Here is a 23,474-nt window from a genome sequence, read left to right on the forward strand (position 1 = left end):
GGGCGCTTCTAAAACGTTTCGTCCGGCCGCGTGCGGATCTCAAGCCCTTGCCGGAAAACTTCGGTCGTTGGTTGTTGGTCGTTGGTCGGGGGCCTTCGGCCCGCTGGAAGGAGGCTTTCACGAAAAAGCCCCGGCGCCGGGCGCCGGGGCTTTTCGGTTGGGGTGGTGGAGATGAGCGGGATCGAACCGCCGACCTCTGCGTTGCGAACGCAGCGCTCTCCCAGCTGAGCTACATCCCCACGAAGGGCCGAGTGTATAGCACACCGCGGCGACCGGATCAATAGGGAACCGTCCGGGAACGCCCCTCCGACGGTCGGTTGACACTGCCGCGGCAAAGCTGCTATTTCCTCCGATCATGGACGCGACGACCCCCCTTCTGCCCTTCTGGTGGTGGCGCTGGCGGACCCGGGACCCGCGGGGCCGACCGGCGTGATGCGTCGTCTTCCGGGCCGCGGGACCTCGCCCGCGGCCGGGCCGAACGGGCCGCGGGCTCCCGAACGGAGCGCGCGGCCCTTTTTCGTTGTTCCCAACCCGACCATTCCCACACACGAGGAGGAGACACGGCGATGAAACGGGTGCTGTCGGGGATCCAACCCTCCGGTGCGCTGCACATCGGAAACTACTTCGGCATGATGCGCAAGATGATCCAGTACCAGAACGAGGCGGACCTGTTCTGCTTCATCGCCAACTACCACGCCATGACCTCGGTGGTGGACGGCGCCGCGCTGGCCCAGGGCACCCGGGACGCGGCGGCCGCGTTCCTGGCCCTGGGGCTCGACCCGGCCAAGGCCACCTTCTGGGTGCAGTCGGACGTGGTGGAGGTGCAGGAGCTGACCTGGGTGCTCTCCACCCTGACCCCCATGGGGCTGCTGGAGCGGTGCCACTCCTACAAGGACAAGGTGGCCAAGGGGCTCCAGCCCAACCACGGTTTGTTCGCCTACCCCGTGCTGATGGCGGCGGACATCCTGCTCTACCAGTCCGACGTGGTGCCGGTGGGCCGGGACCAGAAGCAGCACCTGGAGGTCACCCGGGACATCGCCCAGAAGTTCAACCACGCCTTCGGGGAGACCTTCGTGATCCCGGACGCCGAGATCGACGACGAGGTGGCGGTGATCCCCGGCACCGACGGCCGCAAGATGTCCAAGTCCTACGGCAACACGATCGACATCTTCACGGACCGAGCCACCCTGAAGAAGCGGGTCATGTCGATCGTGACCGACGCCACGCCGATCGAGGCCCCGAAGGACCCGGACACGTGCAACCTGTTCGCCATCTACCGGCTGTTCCTGAACAAGCCCGGGGTGGAGGCCCTGCGGGACCGCTACCTCGCGGGCGGGCTCAAGTACTCCGACGTGAAGAAGGAGCTGATCGACGTGATCTGGGAGTACTTCGCCCCCCACCGGGCCCGGTTCGAGGAGCTGAGGAAGCGGCCCGATGAGCTGAACGACATCCTGCGGGAGGGCGCGCGCAAGGCCCGGGAGGTGGCCGGGGCCACCATGGAGGAGGTGCGGCAACGCACGGGGCTCGCGTACTGGACGGCCTAAGCACATTCAAACTATTTTTGACATCAACAAACGAACGGGGTATAACCGGGCTCCGACCGTCTCGACCTTCACCGAACAGGAGGAAACCCCATGCGACGAGTGCTGACCGCCCTGCTGGTTTGCGCCCTGGTGGCCCCCAGCGCCTTTGCCAAGCCGATCCGGATCGGCATCACCCAGATCGTGGAGCACCCCGCCCTGGACGCCAACCGCCAGGGCGCGATCGACCGGCTGACCGAGCTGGGGTACGTGGAGGGCAAGGACATCGTGTACGACGTGCAGATCGCCCAGGGCAACCCGGCCACCGCCACCCTGATCGCCAAGAAGTTCGTGGGCGAGGGCGTGGACCTGATCCTGGCCATCGCCACCCCCACGGCCGTGGCAGCGGCCAAGGCCACCCGAGACATCCCCATCGTGATCTCGGCCATCACCGACCCGGTGGGTGCGAAGCTGGTGGAGTCGCTGGAGCGGCCCGGCCGAAACGTCACGGGCACCACCGACCTCTCGCCGGTGGGCGAGCAGCTCAAGCTGTTTCGCACCGTGGCTCCCGGGGCCAAGCGGATCGGCATCATCTACAACGCGGGCGAGCCCAACTCGGTGACCCTGGTGAACCTGGCCAAGAAGGCCGGGGCCGAGCTGGGGTACGAGATCGTGGAGGCCACGGTGGCCAACTCGGCCGGGGTGATGGCCGCGGCCAAGAGCCTGGTGGGCCGGGCCGACGCGGTGTACGTGCCCACCGACAACACCGTGGTGTCGGCCCTGGAGGCCGTGGTGCGGGTGTGCCAGGAGGCCAAGATGCCCCTGGTCACCGGCGACACCGACTCGGTGAAGCGGGGTGCCGTGGCCGCCATCGCCATCGACTACTACCAGCTGGGCCGCCAGACCGGTGACATGATCGACCGGATTCTGAAGGGCGCGAACCCGGCCGAGATGCCGGTGGAAACCCTCAAGAACTTCGAGCTGCACGTGAACAAGAAGGCGGCCGCGGCCATGGGCGCCACGCTGCCGGCGGAGTTCGTGAAGCGCGCCGCCAAGGTGTATGAGTAGAGGCTGGAAGGCTAGAAGGCTGGGAAGCCTCCGGCCGCATGGTTTCGGCGGAGGGGCGTGGGGCCTGGTGGAGAGCTGGGCGCGGCCGGAACCAGGCCCCATGCCCCTCCAAGAGCTCGGCTGCAACCCGCAGTCTGGCCAGCCGCCCAGCCAATAGGAGACCGCATTGAGCTTCTACACCTTCATGGGAGCCCTGGAGCAGGGGTTCGCCTACGCCCTGATGGCGCTGGGCGTGTACCTGACGTTCCGGGTGCTCGACTTCCCCGACCTGACGGTGGACGGGTCGCTGCCCCTGGGGGCTGCCGTGTCAGCCACCTGGATCACCACCGGCGGCGACCCGTACGTCTCGATCGCGCTGGGGGTGGTCGCGGGCATGGTGGCCGGATGGGTCACCGCGTTTCTGGCCACCAAGCTCAAGATCCTGCACCTGCTGGCCTCGATCCTCACGATGATCGCCCTGTACTCGGTGAACCTGCGGGTGATGGGCCGGCCCAACATCACCCTGCTCACCGAGCCCACGGTGTTCGCCCCCCTGGAGGGTCGGGGGCTGCCCAACCACATCCTCTACCCCCTGGTGTTCGCGGCGGTGGTGCTGGTGTGCGGCGTGCTGCTGTGGTGGTTCCTCCACACCGAGCTGGGCCTGGCCCTGCGGGCCACCGGCGACAACCCGGCCATGATCACCGCCCAGGGCGTGAACACCACGTTCACGGTGATGCTGGGGCTGGCCCTTTCGAACGGCCTGGTGGCCCTGTCGGGGGCCCTGGTGGCCCAGAGCCAGGGCTCGGCCGACGTGGGCATGGGGGTGGGCACCATCGTGGCCGGGTTGGCCTCGGTGATCCTGGGGGAGGCGCTGGTGGGAGACGGGTCGGTGGGCCGGGCGCTTCTGGGGGTGGTGCTCGGGTCGGTGGTGTACCGGCTGGCCATCGCCACGGCCCTATCGGTGCGGTTCGGCGACCTGGCGCTCACCCCCAGCGACCTGAACCTGATCACGGCCGTGCTCGTGGTCGTGGCCCTGGGGGTGCCGGGGCTGCGGTCCAAGCTGTTGCGGCGGAGGGCGGTGGCGTGATCCAGATCGAAGGGCTCGTCAAGATCTTCCACCGGGGCAGCGTGAACGAGAACGTGGCCCTGTCGGGGGTGGACCTGCACGTGGCCGACGGGGACTTCGTCACCGTGATCGGGTCGAACGGCGCGGGCAAGTCCACCCTCTTGAACGCCGTGGCCGGCGCCTTCCCGGTGGACGCGGGTGCGATCCGGATCGACGGCCGCGACGTGACCCGCCTGCCCGAGCACGTGCGGGCCCGGCACATCGGCCGGGTGTTCCAGGACCCACTGAAGGGCACGGCCGCCTCCATGACCATCGAGGAGAACCTGGCGATCGCGGCCCGCCGCGGGCTGCGCCGGGGCCTGGCCCCGGGCGTGAGGGGCGGCGACCGGGAGGAGTTCCGGGCCCTGCTCGCCAGCCTCGGCCTGGGCCTGGAGAACCGCCTCAGGGACCCGGTGGGGCTGCTGTCGGGGGGGCAGCGTCAGTCCATCACCCTGCTGATGGCCACCATCCGCCGGCCCAAGATCCTGCTCCTGGACGAGCACACCGCCGCCCTGGACCCCAAGACCGCCCACCTGGTGATGGACCTCACCGACCGGCTCGTGGAGCGCGACCGGCTCACCACTCTGATGGTCACCCACAACATGGAGCAGGCCCTGCGCCACGGCAACCGGACCATCATGATGCACCGGGGCCGGATCATCCTGGACGTGTCGGGGGAGGAGCGCCGGGGCCTGACCGTGAAGGACCTGCTCGACAAGTTCCACGAGGTCCGCACCGACGACGAGGGGCTGTCGGACCGGATGCTCCTGGCCTGACCAAACCCCGTTCGCATACGGTTGCTCATTCCCTCCCCTTTCTTCCCTACCGTCCGTTTGGTATGCTGTGCGCCCCGGTTCACATGAGGCGGGCGAACCGCGTTTTCGAAGCGAGAGGAGGAGCACCATGGCAGAGATCAAGAAGGTCGGCATTGTCGGTTTCGGGGTGATGGGCTCGGCCATCGGGCTGAACGCCGCGTCCTCGGGCTACGACGTGGTGTACAAGGAGCTCAACGACGAGCTGGTCCAGAAGATGTACGACCGGTTCGTGGTGGGAGCCCTGCGCAAGCGCGTGGAAAAGGGTAAGATGACCCAGGAGCAGATGGACCAGATCACCTCCCGGATCACCGGCACCAGCTCCTACGAGGGCCTGGCCGAGTGCGACCTGGTGATCGAGGCCGCGGTCGAGAAGATGGACCTGAAGATCCAGGTGTTCGAGGACCTGTCGAAGCACTGCCGGCCCGACGCGATCCTGGTGAGCAACACCTCCACCTTCCTGATCGAGAAGCTCATGGAACGGGTGGACCGGCCCGAGCGCACCGCTGGCCTCCACTACTTCTTCCCGGCCAACGTGAACAAGCTGGTGGAGGTGATCCGCTCGAAGCACACCTCGGACGAGACCTATCAGGCCCTCATGGAGTTCGCCCGCCAGAACCGCAAGGTGGCGATCACGGTCAAGGACTTCCCCGGGTTCGCGATCAACCCGATCTTCATCGCCAGCTACAACGTGCTCGATTCGTTCTACGACGGCCAGACCTACAACGTGGCCACCCTGGACGACATCTCCAAGGAGGCCCTGGGGGTCCGGTTCGGGATCATGTGGGTGCAGAACGGCTCGGGTCTGGGCACGGCCTACCACGCGGCCGTGTCCATGGTGGAGTACCTGGGCGACACCGACATCGGGTACCCCCCGGTGCCCGAGGCCCTCAAGCGCCAGTTCGAGTCGGGCCAGCCCTGGAACCTGGAGGACGGCCCGGTGAGCACCGACCCCGAGGTGCGGGCCCGGGTACGCGACCGGCTCCTCGGTGCCATCTTCTCGATCGCCACCCACCTGGTGGACCGGGAGGTGGTGAGCCTGGGCGACCTGGAGCTGGGGGTGAAGACCGCCCTGGCCTGGCCCAAGGGCCCGTTCGCCCTGATGAACGAGCTGGGCATGGACGAGGCCGCCCGGCTGGTGCGGCTGGCCGACGAGGAGGGGTACTTCCGGGTGCCGGCCCGGTTCAAGGACGGGGTGCCCGCCCCCTGGGACCTGGGCTGACCCGGGCAACGTCCCCTGGGCCGCTTCGACGGGCTGCCGGGTGCCGGCAGCCCGTCTTTTCTTTTGGGGCGCCCCCACTTTTTTCCTTGACACCCACCGGCCGGGCCCGTATAAAGCCCGACTCTTTTCGCGCCGGGCCGGGCCGTTCTTCGGGGGGAACCGAAAAGCGGCGCCGGGCCGGGCGAAAAGGGAAATCTTTGGAACCATTCTAGGAGCAGAGGACATGATCAAGGACATCTCCAAGATCCGCAACATCGGCATCTCGGCCCACATCGACTCGGGCAAGACCACCCTGACCGAGCGCATCCTGTACTACACCAACCGGATCCACGCGATCCACGAGGTGCGCGGCAAGGACGGCGCCGGCGCCACCATGGACTTCATGGAGCTCGAGAAGGAGCGCGGCATCACCATCCAGTCCGCCGCCACCTTCTGCGAGTGGGCCGACCACTTCATCAACATCATCGACACCCCGGGCCACGTGGACTTCACCATCGAGGTGGAGCGGGCCCTGCGGGTGCTCGACGGCGCGATCCTGGTGCTGTGCGCGGTGGGCGGGGTGCAGAGCCAGTCCATCACCGTGGACCGCCAGATGAACCGGTACAAGGTGCCCCGGGTGGCGTTCGTGAACAAATGCGACCGCACCGGCGCCAACCCCTACCGGGTGCTGGAGCAGCTGCGGGAGAAGCTCCAGCACAACGCCGTGCTGATGCAGATCCCCATCGGGCTCGAGGCCGACCACGAGGGCGTGGTGGACCTGGTGCGGATGAAGGCCGTGTACTTCGACGGCGACAACGGCGAGCGGATTCGCTACGAGGAGATCCCCGAGGAGCTGATGGAGGAGGCCCTGGCCCGGCGGGAGGAACTGCTGGACGCGGCCAGCATGTTCGACGACGAGCTGATGGAGGCCGTGCTCGAGGACCGGGCCACGGAGGAGATGATCCACGCGGCCATCCGAAAGGGCGTGCTCTCTCGGGAGATGACCCCGGTGTTCATGGGCTCGGCCTACAAGAACAAGGGCGTGCAGCCGTTGTTGGACGCGGTGGTCCGCTACCTGCCCAGCCCCTACGACATCCGCAACGCGGCCCTGGACATGGAGAACGACGAGGCCGAGGTGCCCCTGGAGTCCGATCCGGAAAAGCCCACCGTGGGCCTGGCGTTCAAGCTGGAGGACGGCCGTTACGGCCAGCTCACCTACGTGCGGGTGTACCAGGGCGTGATCCGCAAGGGCGACACCCTGGTCAACGCGCGCACGGGCAAGAAGTTCAAGGTGGGCCGGCTGTGCCGGATGCACGCCAACCAGATGGAGGAGATCGAGGCCTCCAACTCGGGCGACATCGTGGCCATGTTCGGGATCGACTGCGCCTCGGGCGACACCTTCTGCGCCGAGGGGCTGCGGCTGACCATGACCTCGATGCACGTGCCCGAGCCGGTGATCAGCCTGGCCGTGTACCCCAAGGACTCCAAGAGCCAGGTGAACATGTCCAAGGCCCTGAACCGGTTCAGCAAGGAGGACCCCACGTTCCGGGCGTTCGTGGACCCCGAGAGCGGCGAGACCATCATCCAGGGCATGGGCGAGCTGCACCTGGACGTGTACGTGGAGCGGATGCGCCGGGAGTACAAGGCCGAGGTCACAACGGGCCAGCCCCAGGTGGCGTACCGGGAGGCCATCTCCCAGCGGGCCGAGTTCGACTACCTCCACAAGAAGCAGACCGGCGGCTCCGGTCAGTACGGCCGGGTGGCCGGGTACATGGAGCCCCTGGAGGAGGGCGAGTACGAGTTCGTGGACCAGATCGTGGGCGGGGTGATCCCCCGGGAGTACATCCCCTCGTGCGACAAGGGGTTCCAGGCCTGCCTGAAGAAGGGTAACCTGATCGGCGCCCCCATCACCGGCGTGCGGATCGTGATCAACGACGGCGCGGCCCACTCGGTGGACTCCTCCGACATGGCGTTCCAGCAGGCCGCCATCGGCGCCTTCCGCCAGGCCTACCCCAAGGCCAAGCCGATCATCCTGGAGCCCGTGATGAAGGTGGTGGTGGAGACCCCCTCCGAGTTCCAGGGCGCGGTGCTGGCCACCCTGAACCAGCGCCGCGGCATGATCGTGGGCACCTCGGAGGACGGGCTCTACAGCGTGATCGAGGCCGAGGTGCCGCTGGCCGAGATGTTCGGGTACTCGACCGTGCTGCGGTCCTCGACCCAGGGCAAGGCCGAGTTCACGATGGAGTTCTCCCGGTACCGGCCGGTGCCCCAGGGCGTGGCCGAGGAACTCAAGAAGAAGTATCAGGAGGAGCTCAAGAAGGAGTCGGCGGCGTAACGGAAGGCCGTCCGATGGGCTCTCTCATCCGACTGAGCGACAGGAGTTCCCGCATGTTGAAAAGCGAACTGGTGGCCCGCAATCCGCTGCGGGTCCTCGATCAGACCCGGGACGGCGGCCTGGTGCCCGGGGGCCTGGGCCTGGTGGCGGCCCGGGCCGGCACCGGAAAGACCGCCTTCCTGATCCAGGTGGCCCTGGACAACCTGTTTCGGGACACCCCGGTGCTCCACGTGAGCGTCGGCGACACCGTGAGCCACGTGAAGGCCTGGTACGAGGAGCTGTTCCGGGACCTGGCCGAGGGCTACGACCTGGAGCGGGCCCGGGAGGTATGGGCCGAGGCCGAGCGCAACCGCATGATCATGACCTTCCGGGTCCAGAGCTTCACGGTCCAGAAGCTCGAAGAGCGGCTGACCGACCTGGTGGAGCAGGACATCTTCGCGCCGCGCACCGTGGTGGTGGACGGCCTCGACGCCGAGTCCGACAACCTGGGCGGGGTGCTAGACGAGCTGGCCGAGTTCGCCCGCACCCGTGGGCTGAAGGTCTGGGCGGCCGTGCGCACCCACCGGGACAAGGGCGACCTGCGCCAGGCCGTGGACCCCCTGCTGCCCAAGGTGCAGCTGGCCCTGGGCCTGCAGCCCGGCGAGGGTGGGGTCGAGCTCCACGTGCTCCAGGCCCCGGGCGCGGCCGAGGGCGCACCGCCCCTGGTGCTGGACCCGCGCACGTTCCTGCTCAAAGCATCGAGCTAGCTCGAAACAATCTTCCTCCGTCCCTTCCCCCCGAAGAGCGGGCCCCGGTGGAGTCCTCTGCCTCCCTGGGGCCCGTTTTTTTTCGTTCATACCGAGCTGCAAACTATCAGCCCCCCGAACCGGCGGGGCGAGGGGCCTGCCGGAGCGCCGGGCGCGGCCCCTTAGCTCGCCGCGCAGCGCCTCTGATGCTCGAACCTCGAAATGGCTTGGATTCCACTAAGTTGTCTGGAAGCTGAACTTCTGCCCCGTGCCTGCGCGGCGAATCCCGATGCCCGGCTTCGCGCCCGGCCGGAGGCAGGCCCCTCGCCCCGCCCCCCGAGGGCTCTCGGTTGGGATGCAACCCGGTATCACAGCCCCAGGGGTTCGGCCACCAGGATCACGCCCAGGTCGGTGAGCCGGGGCCGCCGCTCCAGCACCTGGACGATGCGGCAGATCCGGTCCGGGCTGCGGCAGTCCACGCACCGCCCGGTCTCGGCGCAGGGGGTCCGGAACCCGAGCCTGCGGGCGTTGGGCGGGGCCGCCCAGGCCCGCACCCGGGCCAAGGCCTCGTCCACCGACCCCACCACCTTGTTGGCTCCGGCCACCACCCGGACCTTCCGGGGCCCGAACGCCAGGGCGCCCACCCGGTTGCCGGTGGCGTCCACGTTCACGATCCGGCCGTCCAGGGTCACGGCGTTCGCCCCGCACAGGAACAGGTCACAGGTGAGCTGGCGGCGCATGATCTCGACCCGCTCGTCCAGGGACAGGCCCGGTGCGCCGTGGATCAGGCACTCCTTGCCCAGCGAGGCCATTCGGTCGGGCAGCCCCAGCTCCACCAGGGACACCGACCCCCCGAACCCCACCGTGCGGGCGCCGTCGGCCTCGGCCACGATCCGTTCCGCCGCCTCGCGCCGGTCCCGGCACACCCACACGGCGAACCCGTTCTCCTCCAGCGCCCCGGCCGCGGCCTCCAGCCGCCGCTCCGTCTGCCACCGCGCGTGCTCGTTCATGGCTGCCTCCTTTCTGGGCCGTCAGAACCGCTCCACCAACTTCTCGATGAGATAGGAGCTCTCCCGGATGGCCTGGCCCCCGAAGGGCCCGAACCACTCGGCCACCCGGCGGAACTCCCGGATCAGCTCCCCGCGGCCCCCCTCGTCCAGGAACCGGGCCGTGTCCGCGGCCTCGTCCAGGAACCGCTTGAGCAGCCGGCGCCGCTGGGGGGTGGCCAGCATGATGTCCGCGTACAGCTCGGGGTCCTGGGCGAACAGCCGGCCCACCATGCCCAGCTCCAGCCGGTAGATCGGGCTCGACACCTCCAGGGTGCGATCCAGGTCCACCCCGGCCCGGGACAGGAACCGGCCGAACACGAAGGTGGCGAAGTGCCGCAGGGCCTGCACCACCCCCATGATCTCGTCGTGCTCCTCCGGGGTGGCCCGGACCACCACCGCGCCCCAGGCGCTCAGCTGCTCCAGGACCCATTCCGACCGCTCCGGGAACCGGGCCGGGGTGGCCACCACCACCTGCTTGTCCAGGCTCTGGGTGGTGGGGCCGAACATGGGGTGCAGCCCCAGCACCGGGCCGGGGTGCGCCTCGAGCATGGCCCGGACCGGCTCGGCCTTCAGGCTGGCCAGATCCGACAGCACGCACCCCTCGGGCAGGTGGGGCGCCAGGCGGGCCGCCACCTCGGCCGTGGCTCGGATGGGCACGGCCAGCACGGCCAGGTCCGCACCGCGGGCCTTCTGGGCCGCCCGGTCCCACTCGTCCCGCTCGAGCACCTCGGTGGGGTAGCCGGCGGCCGAGAACCACTCCACGACCCGGGTCCCCATGGCCCCCCTGCCCCCCACCACCAGCACCCGCGCCCCCCGCCGCACCCCCGGGGCCCGGAGCCCCTTGGCCTGGACCACCCGGGAGGCCCGCACGATGCTCCGGAACACGTCCTCCACCAGGTCGGGGTCCAGCCCGGCCGCCCGGGCCTGGTCCCGACGCCGGGAGATCAGGTCCTCCTCGCGGGCGGGGTGGTACACGGGAAGCCCCTTCCGTCGCTTGTGCTCGGCCACCCGCCCCACCACCTCTCGGCGTTCGGCCAAGAGCTGCACTAGGGCCCGGTCGATCCGGTCGATCTCGGCCCGGAGGCGGTCCAGGGACTCTTCGGTTGCGTCACGGTCGTTCGGGGCCACGGTTCGTCGCTCCGGCTGCTCGGTCGGCCCGGTGTGGGGCCGGGCTCGGTTCGAGGGGAGCCCCCTTCATACCACGCCAGACCCGGAGCTCCAACCGGGTTCCCCGGAGGGAGCGTCCTATGCTATAAGGCCGCACTTCCACCCTCCCCTCTCGAGGACCGCTCATGGCACGCACGGATCGCACGGCAGCCTGGATCGTGGCGGCACTCCTGGCGACCCTGTGGCCCGGGACGAGCCGGGCGCTCGTGGACATCCCCGTCTGGGAGCGGGGGGCCCTCGCCGTGGAGGACCTGGCCGCCTCGTCCGGGGTGGCCCGGCCGGCCGACCCTGCGGCCGGCCCCCTGGACGACGCCCTGTACCTGGAGGCCCACCGGGCCCTGGCGGGCCGCGGCTTGATGGACCCCCTCGGGGAACGCCTGGCCCGGTGGGCCCGGCTGCGCTCCGACGGGCGGCTCCACTGGAGCAGCCTGCGGCCCGACCTGTCCGTGCGCGCCTACTGGGCCAACGACGACACCACCGACCGCCCCCTGTACCACACCGCCGCCGACACTCTGGACTCCGGGTGGACCACGTTCGTGAACGCCTCGGGGGCCGCGTTCTGGGGGGACCGGGTGGCCGGCGTGTACGAGCTCCAGTTCGCCCGGGAGCCCGGGGACTTCGCCTTCCGGGTCAAGCGGCTCTACCTCAAGGGGGTGTGGGGCAAGTGGTCCCTCAAGGTGGGCCGGGACGCCGAGCGGCTCGGGCCGGGGTACCACGGCGGCCTGCTGCTGGACGACAACGCCCCCACCTACGACTACTGGCGGATCCGCACGGAGGAGCCCCTGTTCCTGCCCGGCCGGTGGGCGAGCCTGGGCGGCTTTCGGTTCCTCGTGTTCAACGCCTATCTCTCGGACGACGACCCACGCCCGGCCGACGGCCGCTACGGCAACGGCGAGGACCCCGTCCACGACCCCCGCCTTCTGGTCATGCGGGCCTCGTACCACCCCAGCTCCTGGCTCGACCTGGGGGTGAGCCGGGCCATCCTGTACGGGGGCAAGGGCCGGGAGGTGTACGACCGGCCGGCCGACTGGTGGGAGCTGTTCACGGCCACCGACGAGAACGTGAAGCCCGGCGGGAGCCACCGCTACGACAACGACCAGTACGTGGCCCTGGACTTCACGGTGCGGCTCCCGTTCCTGAACGGCTGGGGCCCGCTCAAGGGGGGCAAGGTCTACTGGGAGTACGCCGCCACCGACATCATCTCGAAGTGGCAGGGGGAGGACACGGGCAACTGGGAGCCGTTCCAGCTCAACCGTGTCGCCAACCTCGGGGGGCTGTACCTCACCACCGCCGTGACGGACTTCCGGTTCGAGTTCGCCGAGACCGACGTCCCTTGGTACCGCAACGGCCAGTACCCCCAGGGGTACACCTACCGGGGTCGGCCCCTGGGCCACCACATGGGGGGGGACGCCCGGAACTGGTACCTGGAGGTGTCCCGCTACCTCGGCCCGGCCTGGCGGGCCACCGTGAGCCTCGACCTGGAGGAGCGGGCCCGCAGCACGGCCACCGAGGAGCGGCGGGCCGAGTGGGGACTGGACGTGGAGGCCCGGCGCATCACCCTGTGGGGGGTCCCCGTGGAGCTCAAGGCCCAGGGGTTGTGGGCCAAGGTGGCCAACGCCCTCGACGACCCCGCGCGGGAGGACCGCACCGAGGTGGTGGTCGGGCTCCTGCTCACGGCCCGGTCCGACTGAGCCCGGCCTTCGTGTCCAGACGGCTTCGCGCCCCACCCAACGTCCACGAAAAAGGCAACCGATGAGAATGCGCGTCCGACGAATCGTTCTGGCCATGATCCTGGCGGTCGCATGGGGGCTCCCCGCGGCCGCCCCCGCCGCGCCGCCCCTCCCCTCTCCGGCCCAACTGGGCAAGGGCCTGCGGGGACTTCCGCCGGGGGTGGACGTGAACCGGCTGCTCCAGCAGCTCGACAAGGGGGCCGCGCCGGTTCCCGCGCCCAAGGAGGAGGCCGTCCCTCCCAAGGGTGCGGCTCCCGAGAAGCCGGTGGGTATCGACGCGTTCAAAGCCGAGGCCCGCCGGATCCTCTGGGACGGACGGCTCACCCCGGAGCGGGAGACCAAGCTCACGGCTCGGGCCCAAGAGTTTGGGGTTCCTTTGGCGCAAGCGCGTCCTTTGTGGCGTCGAATTGCGGCCGGCAGAGCCAAGCTCCTGAAACGGGCCACGGAGGACGTGAAGGCCCTGCGGCGTGGAGGAAGCCTGTCGGAGACGGACCGGGCGTGGCTCGTGCGCAAGTGGATGGACGCGGGTCAGTCGCAAGATGAGGCCCGGCGGCTTTTGGACTACGCCCTGGACCGGTTGCACCGCCTGGATGTTTACCGTTCCCTCTTAGAGGCTTTTCAAGCCGACGGCGTGGTCACGAGCACCGAAGAGGCCATACTAAAGGAACGCCGGCGACAGCTCGGGCTCACCCAGCAGGACGACGCGGCTGTGCGCAAAGAGCTCCGAGCCCAGGGGCACGAGCCCGTGCAGGACGTGTTTGAGAAGCTGAGGAAGGAGGCCGCCGCCCGACAGCCTGTAGAGCCCCCGTTGGAGCTCTACGGAAAGAAGGTGTTCGAGGCCCCCCCGGAGGCGTTCGCCCCGCCCAGCGCCCTGGCCCCGCCGGACGACTACCGGGTGGGCCCGGGGGACCGGTTCCAGGTGACCCTGTGGGGGCGGATCGAGGCCGAGTACGACCTGGTGGTCGACCCGGAGGGACGGGTCCAGTTCCCGAAGGTGGGCCCGGTATCGCTGGCCGGCCTGACCTACCGGGAGGCCCGGCAGGTGCTGCGGGGCCGGGCCGAGTCCATCACGGGCGTGAGCGCGGCCGTGACCCTGGCCTCCCCCCGGTCGATCCAGGTGTTCGTGGTGGGTGAGGTCCAGTCCCCCGGATCCGTGACGCTGTCGCCCCTGTCCCAGGCCGTGCACGCGGTCATGGCCGCCGGCGGCCCCACCGACCTGGGGTCGCTGCGCACCGTGCGGCTCCGCCGGGGGGGGAAGCTGCTGGCCACCCTCGACTTCTACAAGTTCCTCCGGGACGGCACCACGCCGGGCGACCGCCCGCTGGAGAACGGCGACGTGGTGGTGGTGCCCCGGGCGCGGGTGCTGGTGGAGGTGACCGGGCTGGTGAAACGGCCCGGGATCTTCGAGCTGCTGCCCGGGGAGGGGCTCCGGGCCGCGCTGGAGTATGCGGGGGGCTTGAGGCCCGACGCCTACGGGGGCCGGGTGCAGGTGGAACGCACCGAGGGTAACGCCCGAAAGACCGTGCTGGACGTGAACCTCGCCCGCCTGGACAAGGACTTCGAGCTGCGCGACGGCGACCGGGTCACGGCGTTTCCGGTGCCCCCGGAGCCCGAGAACCGGGTCCGGCTGTTCGGCCACGTGTACCGGCCCGGCACCTACGCATGGACCCCGGGGATGCGGGTCTCGGCCCTGCTGGGATCCACCGACCGTCTGAAGCCCCGGGTCGACCTCGACTACGCCGTGATCCTCAGGGACACCGGGCCCGACCGGGTCAAGGAGGTCGTGGCGTTCCGGCCGGGCAAGGCCCTGGACCAGCCCGGCACGGACGAGGACCCCGTTCTCCAGGCCGGGGACGAGGTGTTCGTGTTCAACCAGGACGCCTTCCGGCCGCCGCTGCGGGCCACGGCCAGCGGAAAGGTGCGAAACCCCGGGCTCTACCGGATCGAGCGGGGCGCCCGGGTGGCCGACCTGGTCCGGATGGCCGGGGGGCTGGCCCCCGACGCCCTGGTGGGCCGAGCAGAGCTGCTGCGGTACCTGCCGGACCGCCAGCGCCAGACCCTGTACGTGGACCTGGCCGCCGCCCTCAAGGGCGACCCGGCCCACAACCTGGAGCTGCGGGACGAGGACGAGCTGGTGGTCCACTCGGTGTGGGATCAGGGGGCCGAGCCCGTGGTGTTCGTGGAGGGCGAGGTCCAGGCCGCCCAGGATCCGGAGAACCTCCGGGGCGCGAGCGCGTGGGACCGGTTCCGGGGACGCGTGCCGAAAAACAGCGCCGCCCCCGGGTCGGTCCCCATTCCCCTGACGCGCGGCATGACCGTCAAGGACCTGATCTTCAAGGCCGGCGGTCTCACCAAGAGCGCGTACCTGCCGGTGGCCCATCTCTACCGCACCGACCCCCGGACCAAGGAGGTGACGGTGCGTACGTTCGACCTGGGCCGCGCCCTGGACGGCGACCCGGCCCACAACCTGGAACTCCAGGACCTGGACCACGTGGTGGTCCACTCGGCCTACGACTTCCGTCCGCTGCAGCCCGTGGAGATCTCGGGCATGGTCACCCGGCCCGGCCGATACCCCTACGCCACGAACCTCCGGGTGAGGGACCTGGTGCTCGCGGCCGGAGGGCTCAGGGACGAGGCCTACCTGGGCGAGGCCGAGATCGTGCGCACCGAGGTTCCCGAGGGGTCGGACGAGGCCGAGACCCGTACCATCCGGTTCTCCCTGGAGCGGGCCATGGCCGGGGACCCCGAGCACAACCTCCAGCTCGCCCCGTACGACAAGGTATTCGTGAAACGGATCCCCGAGTGGCGCGAGACTTGGAAGGTGAAGATCGCGGGCGAGGTGCGGTTTCCCGGCACGTATTACATCTCCAAAGGCGAACGCCTCTCGAGCGTGCTACGCCGGGCCGGGGGCTACACCCCCGAGGCCTACCTGCGCGGCGCGGTGTTCACCCGGAACAGCGCGCGCCAGCAGCAGCAGCGCCGGCTCGATGAGCTGCGCGACCGGCTGCAGCAGACGATCCTTCGGGTGTCGTCGGCCGAGTTCCAGGCGGCCCTCAGCCCGGAGGACGTGGCCGCCCAGAAGCAGTACCTGGCATCCCAGGAGCTGCTCCTGAAGAAGCTCCAGGCCGCCCGGGCCACGGGCCGGGTGGTGGTGCGGCTCCTTCCCCTGGACGAGATGGAGGGCTCGGACTGGGACGTGGCCCTGGAGGACGGTGACACCCTGACCATTCCCAAGCGGCCCCAGACCGTGAACGTGGTGGGCGCGGTATACAACCCCACCAGCCTCCTGTGGGAGCCCAGCGACCGGACGGTGGACTACTACCTCCAGAAGGTCGGCGGCCCCACCCCGGACGCGGACGAGGACGAGATCTACGTGGTGCGGGCCGACGGCACCGTGGTGAGCAGCCGGAGCCTGAGCGAGGGGAGCTGGTGGTCCCGGGACATCCAGAGCCTCGAGCTCTATCCCGGCGACACCATCCTGGTCCCCGAGAAGGTGCAGAGGGTGAGCTTCATGAAGGAACTCAAGGACACGACCCAGATTCTCTACCAGATCGCGGTCACGGCCGGGGTGGCCGTGGCCCTGTTCTAGCGGGGGCCCACCCATGAACGAGCCCCGTCGCCCCGAGCCCCCGCCGACCGGCACGCCCGTGCCCCCGGCCTACTTCCCCTACTGGGTGCCGCCGGAGGAGGACGAGATCGACCTGCTGGACCTGGTGGCCGTGCTGCGCCGGCGGTGGCGCCGGATCGCGCTGGTCACGGTGCTGGGCACCGGCCTGGCCGTGGCCTACGCCCTCCTGGCCACCCCCATGTACCGGGCCGAGGCCGTGATCGCCCCGCCCCAGGAGAAGACCCAGAGCGGCGTGTCCTCGGCCCTGGCCGCCTTCGGCGGGTTCGGGGCCGAGATCGCCGGGAGCCTCGGCATCTCGCTGGGCACCACCGACGCCAACCGCCTGGAGGCGATCCTCAAGAGCCACCGGCTGATCGCACGGGTGGTCGAAAAGCACGACCTCCTCCCGGTGCTGTTCCACGACGACTGGGACCCGACGGCCAACAAGTGGCTCGTGGACGACCCCGAGGACGTGCCCAACGTGTGGGACGCAGAAGAGCTCCTAGAGGACATTTATCAAGTAAAGAACGACGCCAAGGCCGGGGTGCTGCGGGTCAGCTTCGAGTGGGAGGACCCGGAGATGGCCGAGCGGATGCTCCGCTACTTCCTGGACGAGCTCGCCGTGGTGGTCCAGGAGGACGAGCTCAAGCGCATCGAGGCGAACCGCCGGTTCGCCGAGGAGCAGCTCAAGAAGGCCACCGACCCCGTGATCGTGGCCAAGCTGCAGGCGCTGCTCTCGGAGCAGGTGGAGAAGGCCATGATGGCCCAGAACGTGGAGCAGTTCGCCTACGAGGCCATCGACCCCCCGGCCGTGTCGGACGAGAAGGTCAAGCCCAAGCGGGCCCTGATCGGGGCCCTGGGGCTCACGGTGTCGCTGTTCTTCGGGGTGTTCCTGGCGTTCTTCGCCGAGTGGATCGACAACGCCAAGGCCCGGGCCCGGGAGAAGGAGGCGGCGGGGTAGCCCGCAGGATCAACCCAACGACGAAATGGGCGCGTTTCTCCGGAGGCGGGGCGGGTGGAGCGCCGGGGGTGGGCGCCTACTCCCCCTCGCATCGGTTACACCGGTCGCCCAGCAGGATCGGCTGGTCCGGCCTGGACCCGTGGCGGTACAGGGTAATGCCCTTCAGCCCCAGGCCGTGGGCCTCGCGGATCAGCCGGGCCGCCACCTCGGGGCCGGCGTGGGGGGGCAGGTTCACCGTCTTGGACACCGCGTTGTGGGTGTGGGCCTGGAACGCCGCCTGCACTCCCAAGTGGGCCTCGGGCTCCAGGTCGAGCGCCGTGGCGAACCGGGCCTTCAGGTCCGCGGGCACCCCCGGAACCCGGGCCAGTGAGCCCTCGGCCCGGACCCGCTCCAGCACCGGTCCTGGATCGATGCCCCGCTCCCGCAAGGCCGGCTCGAGTAGGGGGTGCACCCCGAACGAAACCGTGCGGTCGTGGAGGCGCCGGGCGTAGGCCAGGCTGAACAACGGCTCGATGGATCCCGACACCCCGGCCAGGATCGAGATCGAGCCCGTGGGCGCCACCGTGGTGACCGTGGCGTTGCGCATGGCGCGGAACCCCTGGTGCTCCCACCGGCTTCCCGGAAACGCCTCGAAGCTGCCCCGCTCCTCCCCCAACCGCCGCGATGCGGCCACGCCGGCCTGCTCCACCGCGGCCATGATCTCCCGACCCAGGGCCCGGGCCTCGGGCGAGGCGTACGGGATGCCCAACCGGACCAGCAGGTCCGCGAACCCCATCACCCCCAGCCCGATCTTGCGGGTACGGCGGTTCGCCCGGCCGATCCGGGCCACCGGCGGCCGCGACACCTCCACGCAGTCGTCCAGGAACCGCACCGCCAGGGCCGCGGCCGCGGCCAGCCCCTCCCAGTCGAGCCCCCCGCCCCGGACGAACGCCATCAGGTTTAGGGAGCCCAGGGTGCAGGACTCGTACGGCAGCAGGGGCTGCTCCCCGCAGGGGTTCGTGGCCTCCAGGGGGCCCAGGCGGGGCACCGGGTTCGCCCGGTTCACGGCGTCGAGGAACACCGCGCCGGGGTCCCCCACCCGCCAGGCGCCGTCCACCAGGGCCTCGAACACCTCCCGGGCCGGGATGCGGCGCCACACCGACCCGTCCCTTGGGTTCACCAGGGGCCAGGGGTCGCCCCGGTCCACGGCCCGGGCCAGTGCGTCGGGAAACCCCACGCTCAGGTTGAAGTTCCGAAGCCCGCCCCCGGCCTTGGCCCTGCAAAACGCCAGGATGTCGGGGTGCGTGGCGGAGAGGACCGCCATGTTCGCGCCCCGCCTCCGCCCCCCTTGGCGGATCACCCGGGTGGAGGTGTCGAACAGCTCCAGGAACGACAGGGGCCCCGAGGCCACCCCTCCGGTGGACCCGACCCGGTCGCCCGCGGGCCGGATCCGGGAGAACGAGAACCCCGTGCCCCCTCCGCTCTTGTGGATCCGGGCCATGTGAGCCAGGGCCCGGTAGATGGCCCCGATGGAGTCCTCCAGGGGCAGGACGAAGCAGGCGGCGAGCTGGCCCAGGGAGGTTCCGGCGTTCATGAGGGCGGGGGAGTTGGGCAGGAACCGGAGCCCCCGCATCAGGTCGTGGAACCGCTCCGCCCACGGGGCCGGATCCTCCCCCCACCGCCGCTCCACCCGGGCCACCGCCTGGGCCACCCGCCAAAACAGCCCCTCCGGGTCCTCGGCCAGGGTCCCGTCGGGCCGGCGCCGGAGGTAGCGCAGCTCCAGCAGGGACACGGCCTGGGGCGTCAGGGGGGGGTACGCCATCGGAAAGGCTCCCAGCAGCCCGCACAGACACGACGGGCGTCCCCCTCATCGGCGGACGCCCGTTCGCGCTCGAGTGCCTCTATTTCTTTTTCTTGGCCTTGGCGGCCTGGGCCTTCAGCTCCTTGATCCGAGCCTTCAGCCGCTTCATCCGGCGATGCCGCCGCCGCTTGATCTCCCGCTTTCGCTCGCTGATCGGCATGGTCTCGTCTCCTTCCTGTAACTTCGGTCCACGGTCGTCGGTCGAAAGCTCGTCTCGACATCGGAGTCGGGGGGCATGGGGTCTGCTGGAACGCCCGCCCGTCTAACGGGCCAAGCTAGCCGGAATTTCTCTAGTTTCTAGTCTCTAGTTTCTAGTCTCTGGCCCGGCCGGAAGCAGGCCCCATGCCCGCCACCGCCGGTGCCCAGGGCCCGGGGCGCGGGTTTACGAGGCAGGCACTAGAACTCGATCCCCTTCTGGGCCTTGATCCCGGCCCGGAAGGGGTGCTTCACCTCCCGCATCTCGGTCACCAGGTCCGCCGCCTCCACCACCTCGGGCCGCGCGTTTCGGCCCGTGAGCACGAGGTGCACCGGCTCCGGCTTGTCCCGGATCAGTCGGAGCACCTCCTCCACGGGCACCAGCCCGTAGTCCACGGCGTAGTTGATCTCGTCGAGGATGACCAGGTCGTACCGACCGGACAACACCTTCTCCCGGGCCGCCTCCAGGGTCTGCCGGGCCAGGGCCACGTCCTCGGGGTCCGGGGTCGGGGCCCCCAGGTTCACGAACCCCCGCCCCATGGGCTGGATCTCGAACCCCGGTAAGAACTCGGGCGCCTTGAGCTCGCCGTACTTCCAGCTGCCCTTGATGAACTGGACCATGGCGACCCGCATCCCCTGCCCCACCGCCCGAAGGGCCAGGCCCAGGGCGGCGGTGGTCTTCCCCTTGCCGGGGCCCGTGTGCACGATCACCAGTCCCTTGCGCGCCATGGCGGCCCCCCTAGAACAGCCCGGGAAGGTTGAGCCCCAGCCCGCCGGCCACCTTCCCCATCTCCTCGGCCACCATCTCCTGGGACCGTTTGATCGCCTCGTTCACCGCGGCCAGGACCAGGTCCTGGAGCATCTCCACGTCGTCCGGGTCCACCACCTCCGGCTCGATGGTCAGGGAGACGACCTCCTGCTTGCCGTTGACCACGCACCGCACCATGCCGCCCCCGGCCGCGGCCTCCACGGTGCGCTGCGCCACCTCCTCCTGCACCTTCGCCATGCGCCGTTGCATCTCCTGGGCCTGGCGCATCAGATTCCCGAGCCCTTTTGCCATCGGTCTCTCCTTGTTACGGCTTCAACACCTTCACATCTTCCACGGTTCCGTCGAAGATTTCCAGGGCCCCGCGCACGAGGGGATGCTCCAGGGCCTCCTTCCGGAGGTTCCGGGCCCGGTCCGAGGCGGACCGGGGGCGCTGCGCGTCCGAGCCGGACGAGACCACGAACTCCACCCCGGCCCCGGTCCCCCACACCCGGCCGGCGGCCTCCCGGAGGACTTGGGCCTTGGCCCGGAAGAAGAAGAGCTGCTCCCGGTCCGTCTCCACCACGAGCCGCTTCCCCTCCGGATCCCAGCTGGAGAACCTCGCGTGCTCCCGGAGCACGTTCCACACCACCCGGTTGCGCTCCCGAAGGCTCTCGAGGAACCGATCCCACCCCTGCCCCGGGTCTGCAGGGGCCACCGGCGCCTCGGGGGCGGGCGGGGGCTCCGGTTCGCGGGGCTCCGCCGTCGGCGGCGGGGCCGCGGGTGTCGCCTTCGGGGGCTCGGGCCTTCGCGAGCCGGCCCCGGCGGCGGGCACGCGTTCGGGCGGCCTGGGCCGGGCCTCGCCAGGGGGCCGTGGCCCCCCTCCCCCCGGGGAACCGCCCCCCTGCCCGATCTCGGCCAGCGAGATCAGGGGCGGCAGCAGGGCCATCTTGACCAGGGTCATCTCCAACACGGCCCACGGCTCCGGTGCCCTCCGAACGAGCTCCAGCCCCCGCGCCAGCATGTCGAACCGGGCGTGCACGTCCGCCCACTCCACCCCCTGGACCAGGCCCTCGGCCTCTGCGAGCTCGTCGGCGGGCAGGTCCACCAGCCCGGCCGGGTCCGGGACCACCCGGAGCACCGACAGGTCGCGGAACAGCTCCAGCAGGTCCTGGACCAAGCGGCCCACGTCCACTCCGAACCGGCGGGCGTGGTCCAGGGCCTCGAGCACCGCCCGGGCGTCCCGCGACAGCAGGTGCCCGGCCAAGCCGAGCAGGAGATCCCGGTCCACCACGCCGAGCACGTCCCGCACGGCCTCTTGGGTCACGCGATCCCCTGCGTAGGCGATGACCTGATCGAGCAGGCTCTGGGCGTCGCGCACGCTGCCCTCGGCCTCGCGGGCGATGGCGGCCAGGGCGGCCTCGTCCGCCTCGATCCCCTCGGCCCGGACCACGTCCCCCAGCAGGGCCACCAGCTCCCGGCGGTCCAGACGGCGGAAGTCGAACTGCTGGCACCGGCTCAGGATGGTGGCCGGCACCTTGTGGGGGTCGGTGGTGGCGAACACGAACACCACGTGGGGGGGCGGCTCCTCCAGCGTCTTCAACAGGGCGTTGAAGGCCGCGGTGGAGAGCATGTGGACCTCGTCGATGATGTACACCCGGTAGGGCCCCACCTGGGGGGGATAGCGCACCGCCTCCCGCAGCCGGCGCACGTCGTCGACCCCGGTGTTGGAGGCGCCGTCGATCTCCAGCACGTCGGGGCTGCGGCCCTGGGTGATCTCTCGGCACGAGGAGCAGGCGTTGCAGGGGTCGGGGGTGGGGCCCTCCCGGCAGTTGAGGGCCTTCGCGAGGATCCGGGCGGCGGAGGTCTTGCCCACCCCCCGGATGCCGGTGAACAGGTAGGCGTGGGCGATCCGCCCCGAGCGCAAGGCGTTCGTCAGGGCCCGCACGATGTGGGCCTGGCCCCGAAGCTCGGCAAAGCGCTGGGGCCGCCACTTTCTCGCCAGAACCTGGTAGGCCATCCGAGACGTTCCGTGGGGATGGGAAAGGATTGGGGCGCGCGGCCCGGCGCAGCCGGACTTCGCGACCCCCAAAAACACGACCGGCGCGGACACCAAGGATGACTCGGCGACCTGCGGCACACAAGGCTCCCGGCTACCGCTGCTTCCTTCCGGACCTGACGGAGTTCACCAGGGCCTTGTTGCGCAGGGCCCAGTCATCCTTGCTGCCCGCGCCGGCTCCGCCCTCGCCTGCCGGGCGGTTCGGGATCGAAAAAATGGCGGAGAGGGAGGGATTCGAACCCCCGGTACCCGAAAGGGTACAGTTGATTTCGAGTCAACCGCCTTCGACCACTCGGCCACCTCTCCGCTCGTCGGCAGCTGATCGGGCTCGGTTCCGCTAGAGGGCCCGGACCTCCGGGGTCCGTCAGCCGTCCGGGTGTCCCCGCCGGCCGCGGAAGAACTCCTGCAACACCTCTGCGGCCTCGACCTGCCGAACCCCCCGAACCACCCGGATCCGGTGGTTCAGACGGGGATCGTCGCTCAGGTCGTACAGGGTGCCGGCCGCGCCGGCGCGGGGGTCGGGGGCCCCGTACACCAGCACCGGCACCCGCGCCTGGATCATCGCGCCCATGCACATGGGGCACGGCTCCAGGGTCACCACCAGCACGGCCCGGTCGAGCCTCCACCGGCCCACCCTCCGGGCCGCCTCCCGGAGCACCACGCACTCGGCGTGCGCCAGGGGATCCCCGTAGGTCTCCCGCTGGTTGTGGCCCCGGGCCAACACCCGGCCCTCCCACAGGAGCACGGCTCCCACGGGGACCTCACCCCTGCCCGCGGCGGCCCTGGCTTCCTCCAGGGCGAGCCCCATGGCCTCGTCCAGGCAAGGAGCGGGAGGATACCACGCCCCCTGCGGCGTTGCAACGAACCCTTCGGCTTCCATGGCCTCACTGTACCATGGGGCCCCCGCCCCCACAACGGCACGCGTTGTGCATTCCTGCACAACCGAAACCGTTCCCCACTTCCGGTCGAGGAGGTGTTGCCATGGCTTCCAACGATGCCCACGATCTCCTGCGAGCGTTCCTTCCGGACGCCCCTCTGGACCGGGTGTTCTCCCCGGAGGTGCTGGAACGGACCCGGGCGTACTACCGGCGGCTCGAACAGCTCGGGTTCCGCCTGGAGCCCGGCCGGGCCCTGTTACGAATCCGGAACGACGAGGCCGACTTCGCATTCGTCGCGCACCTCTCCCACCCCGACGACCTGGGGGAGCGCCGGGCCCTGTTCCGGGCCCTGCGCTCCCGGTTCGGAACCCGCCGGGAGCGCTGGTTCCCCTGGCTGTTCGCCGCCGGGCCGCGGGTGTGCGAAGCCTACGAGGCGCTCCGGTACCTGATCGAGCGCTGCCAGGAGGCGCGGAACCGGGAGCCCCGGGCCGCCTGAGG

General features: G+C 70.2%; 18 protein-coding genes, 2 tRNA genes and 1 other RNA gene. 11 read left to right on the forward strand and 10 right to left on the reverse strand.

Annotation, left to right across the window (positions count from 1 at the left end; translation table 11 throughout):
- Nucleotides 1-163 precede the first annotated feature (163 nt).
- Nucleotides 164-239, reverse strand: a tRNA-Ala gene (locus tag DEFCA_RS0105395).
- 327 nt (nucleotides 240-566) lie between these two features.
- Here DEFCA_RS0105395 and trpS point away from each other — a divergent pair.
- The 7 genes from trpS to DEFCA_RS0105430 all read left to right on the forward strand — a co-directional run bounded on the left by trpS (nucleotide 567) and on the right by DEFCA_RS0105430 (nucleotide 8,766).
- On the forward strand, nucleotides 567-1,544 hold the full coding sequence (trpS, locus tag DEFCA_RS0105400) for a tryptophan--tRNA ligase (RefSeq protein WP_025322015.1): 978 nt from the start codon (nucleotides 567-569) through the stop codon (nucleotides 1,542-1,544).
- Nucleotides 1,545-1,634: 90 nt separating this feature from the next.
- Nucleotides 1,635-2,588, forward strand: a complete 954-nt coding sequence (locus DEFCA_RS0105405) for an ABC transporter substrate-binding protein (RefSeq protein WP_025322016.1) — start codon at nucleotides 1,635-1,637, stop codon at nucleotides 2,586-2,588.
- A 166-nt stretch (nucleotides 2,589-2,754) separates the two neighbouring features.
- Nucleotides 2,755-3,654: an ABC transporter permease gene (locus tag DEFCA_RS0105410; RefSeq protein WP_025322017.1), complete on the forward strand. Its 900-nt coding sequence runs from the start codon at nucleotides 2,755-2,757 to the stop codon at nucleotides 3,652-3,654.
- Complete coding sequence (locus DEFCA_RS0105415) at nucleotides 3,651-4,448, forward strand: ABC transporter ATP-binding protein (protein ID WP_025322018.1); 798 nt, start codon at nucleotides 3,651-3,653, stop codon at nucleotides 4,446-4,448. The genes DEFCA_RS0105410 and DEFCA_RS0105415 overlap by 4 nt, the downstream gene beginning before the upstream one ends.
- A 127-nt stretch (nucleotides 4,449-4,575) precedes the next feature.
- Nucleotides 4,576-5,706 (forward strand): 3-hydroxyacyl-CoA dehydrogenase, encoded by a 1,131-nt coding sequence (locus DEFCA_RS0105420; RefSeq protein WP_025322019.1) that lies wholly within the window; start codon nucleotides 4,576-4,578, stop codon nucleotides 5,704-5,706.
- 223 nt (nucleotides 5,707-5,929) lie between these two features.
- Nucleotides 5,930-8,020, forward strand: coding sequence for an elongation factor G (fusA, locus tag DEFCA_RS0105425; protein ID WP_025322020.1), 2,091 nt, complete (start codon nucleotides 5,930-5,932; stop codon nucleotides 8,018-8,020).
- A 53-nt stretch (nucleotides 8,021-8,073) separates the two neighbouring features.
- Complete coding sequence (locus DEFCA_RS0105430; RefSeq protein WP_025322021.1) at nucleotides 8,074-8,766, forward strand: AAA family ATPase; 693 nt, start codon at nucleotides 8,074-8,076, stop codon at nucleotides 8,764-8,766.
- 347 nt (nucleotides 8,767-9,113) lie between these two features.
- Here the strand turns inward: DEFCA_RS0105430 and DEFCA_RS0105435 are convergent, their stop codons facing one another.
- Both DEFCA_RS0105435 and tyrA read right to left on the reverse strand, forming a co-directional pair.
- A complete protein-coding gene (locus DEFCA_RS0105435; RefSeq protein ID WP_025322022.1) occupies nucleotides 9,114-9,755 on the reverse strand; it encodes a lactate utilization protein in 642 nt (213 codons plus the stop codon).
- A 21-nt stretch (nucleotides 9,756-9,776) separates the two neighbouring features.
- Nucleotides 9,777-10,922: a bifunctional chorismate mutase/prephenate dehydrogenase gene (tyrA, locus tag DEFCA_RS0105440; RefSeq protein ID WP_025322023.1), complete on the reverse strand. Its 1,146-nt coding sequence runs from the start codon at nucleotides 10,920-10,922 to the stop codon at nucleotides 9,777-9,779.
- A gap of 164 nt (nucleotides 10,923-11,086) precedes the next feature.
- On the opposite strand from tyrA, the gene DEFCA_RS0105445 reads away from it, so the two are divergent.
- From DEFCA_RS0105445 to DEFCA_RS0105455, 3 genes are all read left to right on the forward strand, one after another.
- The gene (locus DEFCA_RS0105445; protein WP_025322024.1) at nucleotides 11,087-12,652 is read left to right on the forward strand and encodes a capsule assembly Wzi family protein; all 1,566 of its coding nucleotides are present in this window, start codon (nucleotides 11,087-11,089) and stop codon (nucleotides 12,650-12,652) included.
- A 67-nt stretch (nucleotides 12,653-12,719) separates the two neighbouring features.
- Nucleotides 12,720-16,280 carry an SLBB domain-containing protein gene (locus tag DEFCA_RS19180; RefSeq protein ID WP_169709464.1) on the forward strand — a complete coding sequence of 1,187 codons (3,561 nt, stop codon included), beginning with the start codon at nucleotides 12,720-12,722 and terminating at the stop codon, nucleotides 16,278-16,280.
- 13 nt (nucleotides 16,281-16,293) lie between these two features.
- Nucleotides 16,294-17,259 carry a Wzz/FepE/Etk N-terminal domain-containing protein gene (locus tag DEFCA_RS0105455; RefSeq protein ID WP_025322026.1) on the forward strand — a complete coding sequence of 322 codons (966 nt, stop codon included), beginning with the start codon at nucleotides 16,294-16,296 and terminating at the stop codon, nucleotides 17,257-17,259.
- A gap of 76 nt (nucleotides 17,260-17,335) precedes the next feature.
- Here DEFCA_RS0105455 and DEFCA_RS0105460 read toward each other — a convergent pair whose 3' ends face one another.
- The 7 genes from DEFCA_RS0105460 to DEFCA_RS0105490 form a co-directional block, all read right to left on the reverse strand.
- Nucleotides 17,336-19,060 carry an adenosylcobalamin-dependent ribonucleoside-diphosphate reductase gene (locus DEFCA_RS0105460; protein WP_025322027.1) on the reverse strand — a complete coding sequence of 575 codons (1,725 nt, stop codon included), beginning with the start codon at nucleotides 19,058-19,060 and terminating at the stop codon, nucleotides 17,336-17,338.
- 435 nt (nucleotides 19,061-19,495) lie between these two features.
- Nucleotides 19,496-20,023, reverse strand: a complete 528-nt coding sequence (cobO, locus tag DEFCA_RS0105470) for a cob(I)yrinic acid a,c-diamide adenosyltransferase (RefSeq protein ID WP_025322028.1) — start codon at nucleotides 20,021-20,023, stop codon at nucleotides 19,496-19,498.
- Nucleotides 20,024-20,033: 10 nt separating this feature from the next.
- A complete protein-coding gene (locus tag DEFCA_RS0105475) occupies nucleotides 20,034-20,354 on the reverse strand; it encodes a YbaB/EbfC family nucleoid-associated protein (protein ID WP_025322029.1) in 321 nt (106 codons plus the stop codon).
- Between the two features lie 13 nt (nucleotides 20,355-20,367).
- Nucleotides 20,368-22,059, reverse strand: a complete 1,692-nt coding sequence (gene dnaX / locus DEFCA_RS0105480; protein WP_025322030.1) for a DNA polymerase III subunit gamma/tau — start codon at nucleotides 22,057-22,059, stop codon at nucleotides 20,368-20,370.
- A 97-nt stretch (nucleotides 22,060-22,156) separates the two neighbouring features.
- An RNA gene (ffs, locus tag DEFCA_RS21390) (signal recognition particle sRNA small type) lies at nucleotides 22,157-22,255 on the reverse strand.
- 59 nt (nucleotides 22,256-22,314) lie between these two features.
- A tRNA-Ser gene (locus DEFCA_RS0105485) sits at nucleotides 22,315-22,404 on the reverse strand.
- A gap of 58 nt (nucleotides 22,405-22,462) precedes the next feature.
- Nucleotides 22,463-22,978, reverse strand: coding sequence for a nucleoside deaminase (locus DEFCA_RS0105490; RefSeq protein ID WP_245693437.1), 516 nt, complete (start codon nucleotides 22,976-22,978; stop codon nucleotides 22,463-22,465).
- Between the two features lie 101 nt (nucleotides 22,979-23,079).
- Here DEFCA_RS0105490 and DEFCA_RS0105495 point away from each other — a divergent pair, with 101 nt between their 5' ends.
- Entirely contained in the window at nucleotides 23,080-23,472 is a 393-nt protein-coding gene (locus DEFCA_RS0105495; RefSeq protein WP_025322032.1) for a hypothetical protein, read from the forward strand.
- Nucleotides 23,473-23,474: the final 2 nt, after the last annotated feature.

The organism is Deferrisoma camini S3R1, assembly GCF_000526155.1.
GTDB lineage: Bacteria > Desulfobacterota > Deferrisomatia > Deferrisomatales > Deferrisomataceae > Deferrisoma > Deferrisoma camini.

What these genes read in the sequence shown, in the direction of transcription:
- DEFCA_RS0105445 (WP_025322024.1), top strand. Translation starts at nt 11,087, where the DNA reads ATGGCACGCACGGATCGCACGGCAGCCTGGATCGTGGCGGCACTCCTG.
- DEFCA_RS0105475 (WP_025322029.1), bottom strand. Translation starts at nt 20,354, where the DNA reads ATGGCAAAAGGGCTCGGGAATCTGATGCGCCAGGCCCAGGAGATGCAA.
- DEFCA_RS0105495 (WP_025322032.1), top strand. Translation starts at nt 23,080, where the DNA reads ATGGCTTCCAACGATGCCCACGATCTCCTGCGAGCGTTCCTTCCGGAC.
- DEFCA_RS0105405 (WP_025322016.1), top strand. Translation starts at nt 1,635, where the DNA reads ATGCGACGAGTGCTGACCGCCCTGCTGGTTTGCGCCCTGGTGGCCCCC.
- DEFCA_RS0105455 (WP_025322026.1), top strand. Translation starts at nt 16,294, where the DNA reads ATGAACGAGCCCCGTCGCCCCGAGCCCCCGCCGACCGGCACGCCCGTG.
- DEFCA_RS0105490 (WP_245693437.1), bottom strand. Translation starts at nt 22,978, where the DNA reads ATGGAAGCCGAAGGGTTCGTTGCAACGCCGCAGGGGGCGTGGTATCCT.
- DEFCA_RS0105460 (WP_025322027.1), bottom strand. Translation starts at nt 19,060, where the DNA reads ATGGCGTACCCCCCCCTGACGCCCCAGGCCGTGTCCCTGCTGGAGCTG.
- cobO (WP_025322028.1), bottom strand. Translation starts at nt 20,023, where the DNA reads ATGGCGCGCAAGGGACTGGTGATCGTGCACACGGGCCCCGGCAAGGGG.
- fusA (WP_025322020.1), top strand. Translation starts at nt 5,930, where the DNA reads ATGATCAAGGACATCTCCAAGATCCGCAACATCGGCATCTCGGCCCAC.
- trpS (WP_025322015.1), top strand. Translation starts at nt 567, where the DNA reads ATGAAACGGGTGCTGTCGGGGATCCAACCCTCCGGTGCGCTGCACATC.
- DEFCA_RS19180 (WP_169709464.1), top strand. Translation starts at nt 12,720, where the DNA reads ATGCGCGTCCGACGAATCGTTCTGGCCATGATCCTGGCGGTCGCATGG.
- dnaX (WP_025322030.1), bottom strand. Translation starts at nt 22,059, where the DNA reads ATGGCCTACCAGGTTCTGGCGAGAAAGTGGCGGCCCCAGCGCTTTGCC.
- DEFCA_RS0105430 (WP_025322021.1), top strand. Translation starts at nt 8,074, where the DNA reads ATGTTGAAAAGCGAACTGGTGGCCCGCAATCCGCTGCGGGTCCTCGAT.
- DEFCA_RS0105420 (WP_025322019.1), top strand. Translation starts at nt 4,576, where the DNA reads ATGGCAGAGATCAAGAAGGTCGGCATTGTCGGTTTCGGGGTGATGGGC.
- DEFCA_RS0105435 (WP_025322022.1), bottom strand. Translation starts at nt 9,755, where the DNA reads ATGAACGAGCACGCGCGGTGGCAGACGGAGCGGCGGCTGGAGGCCGCG.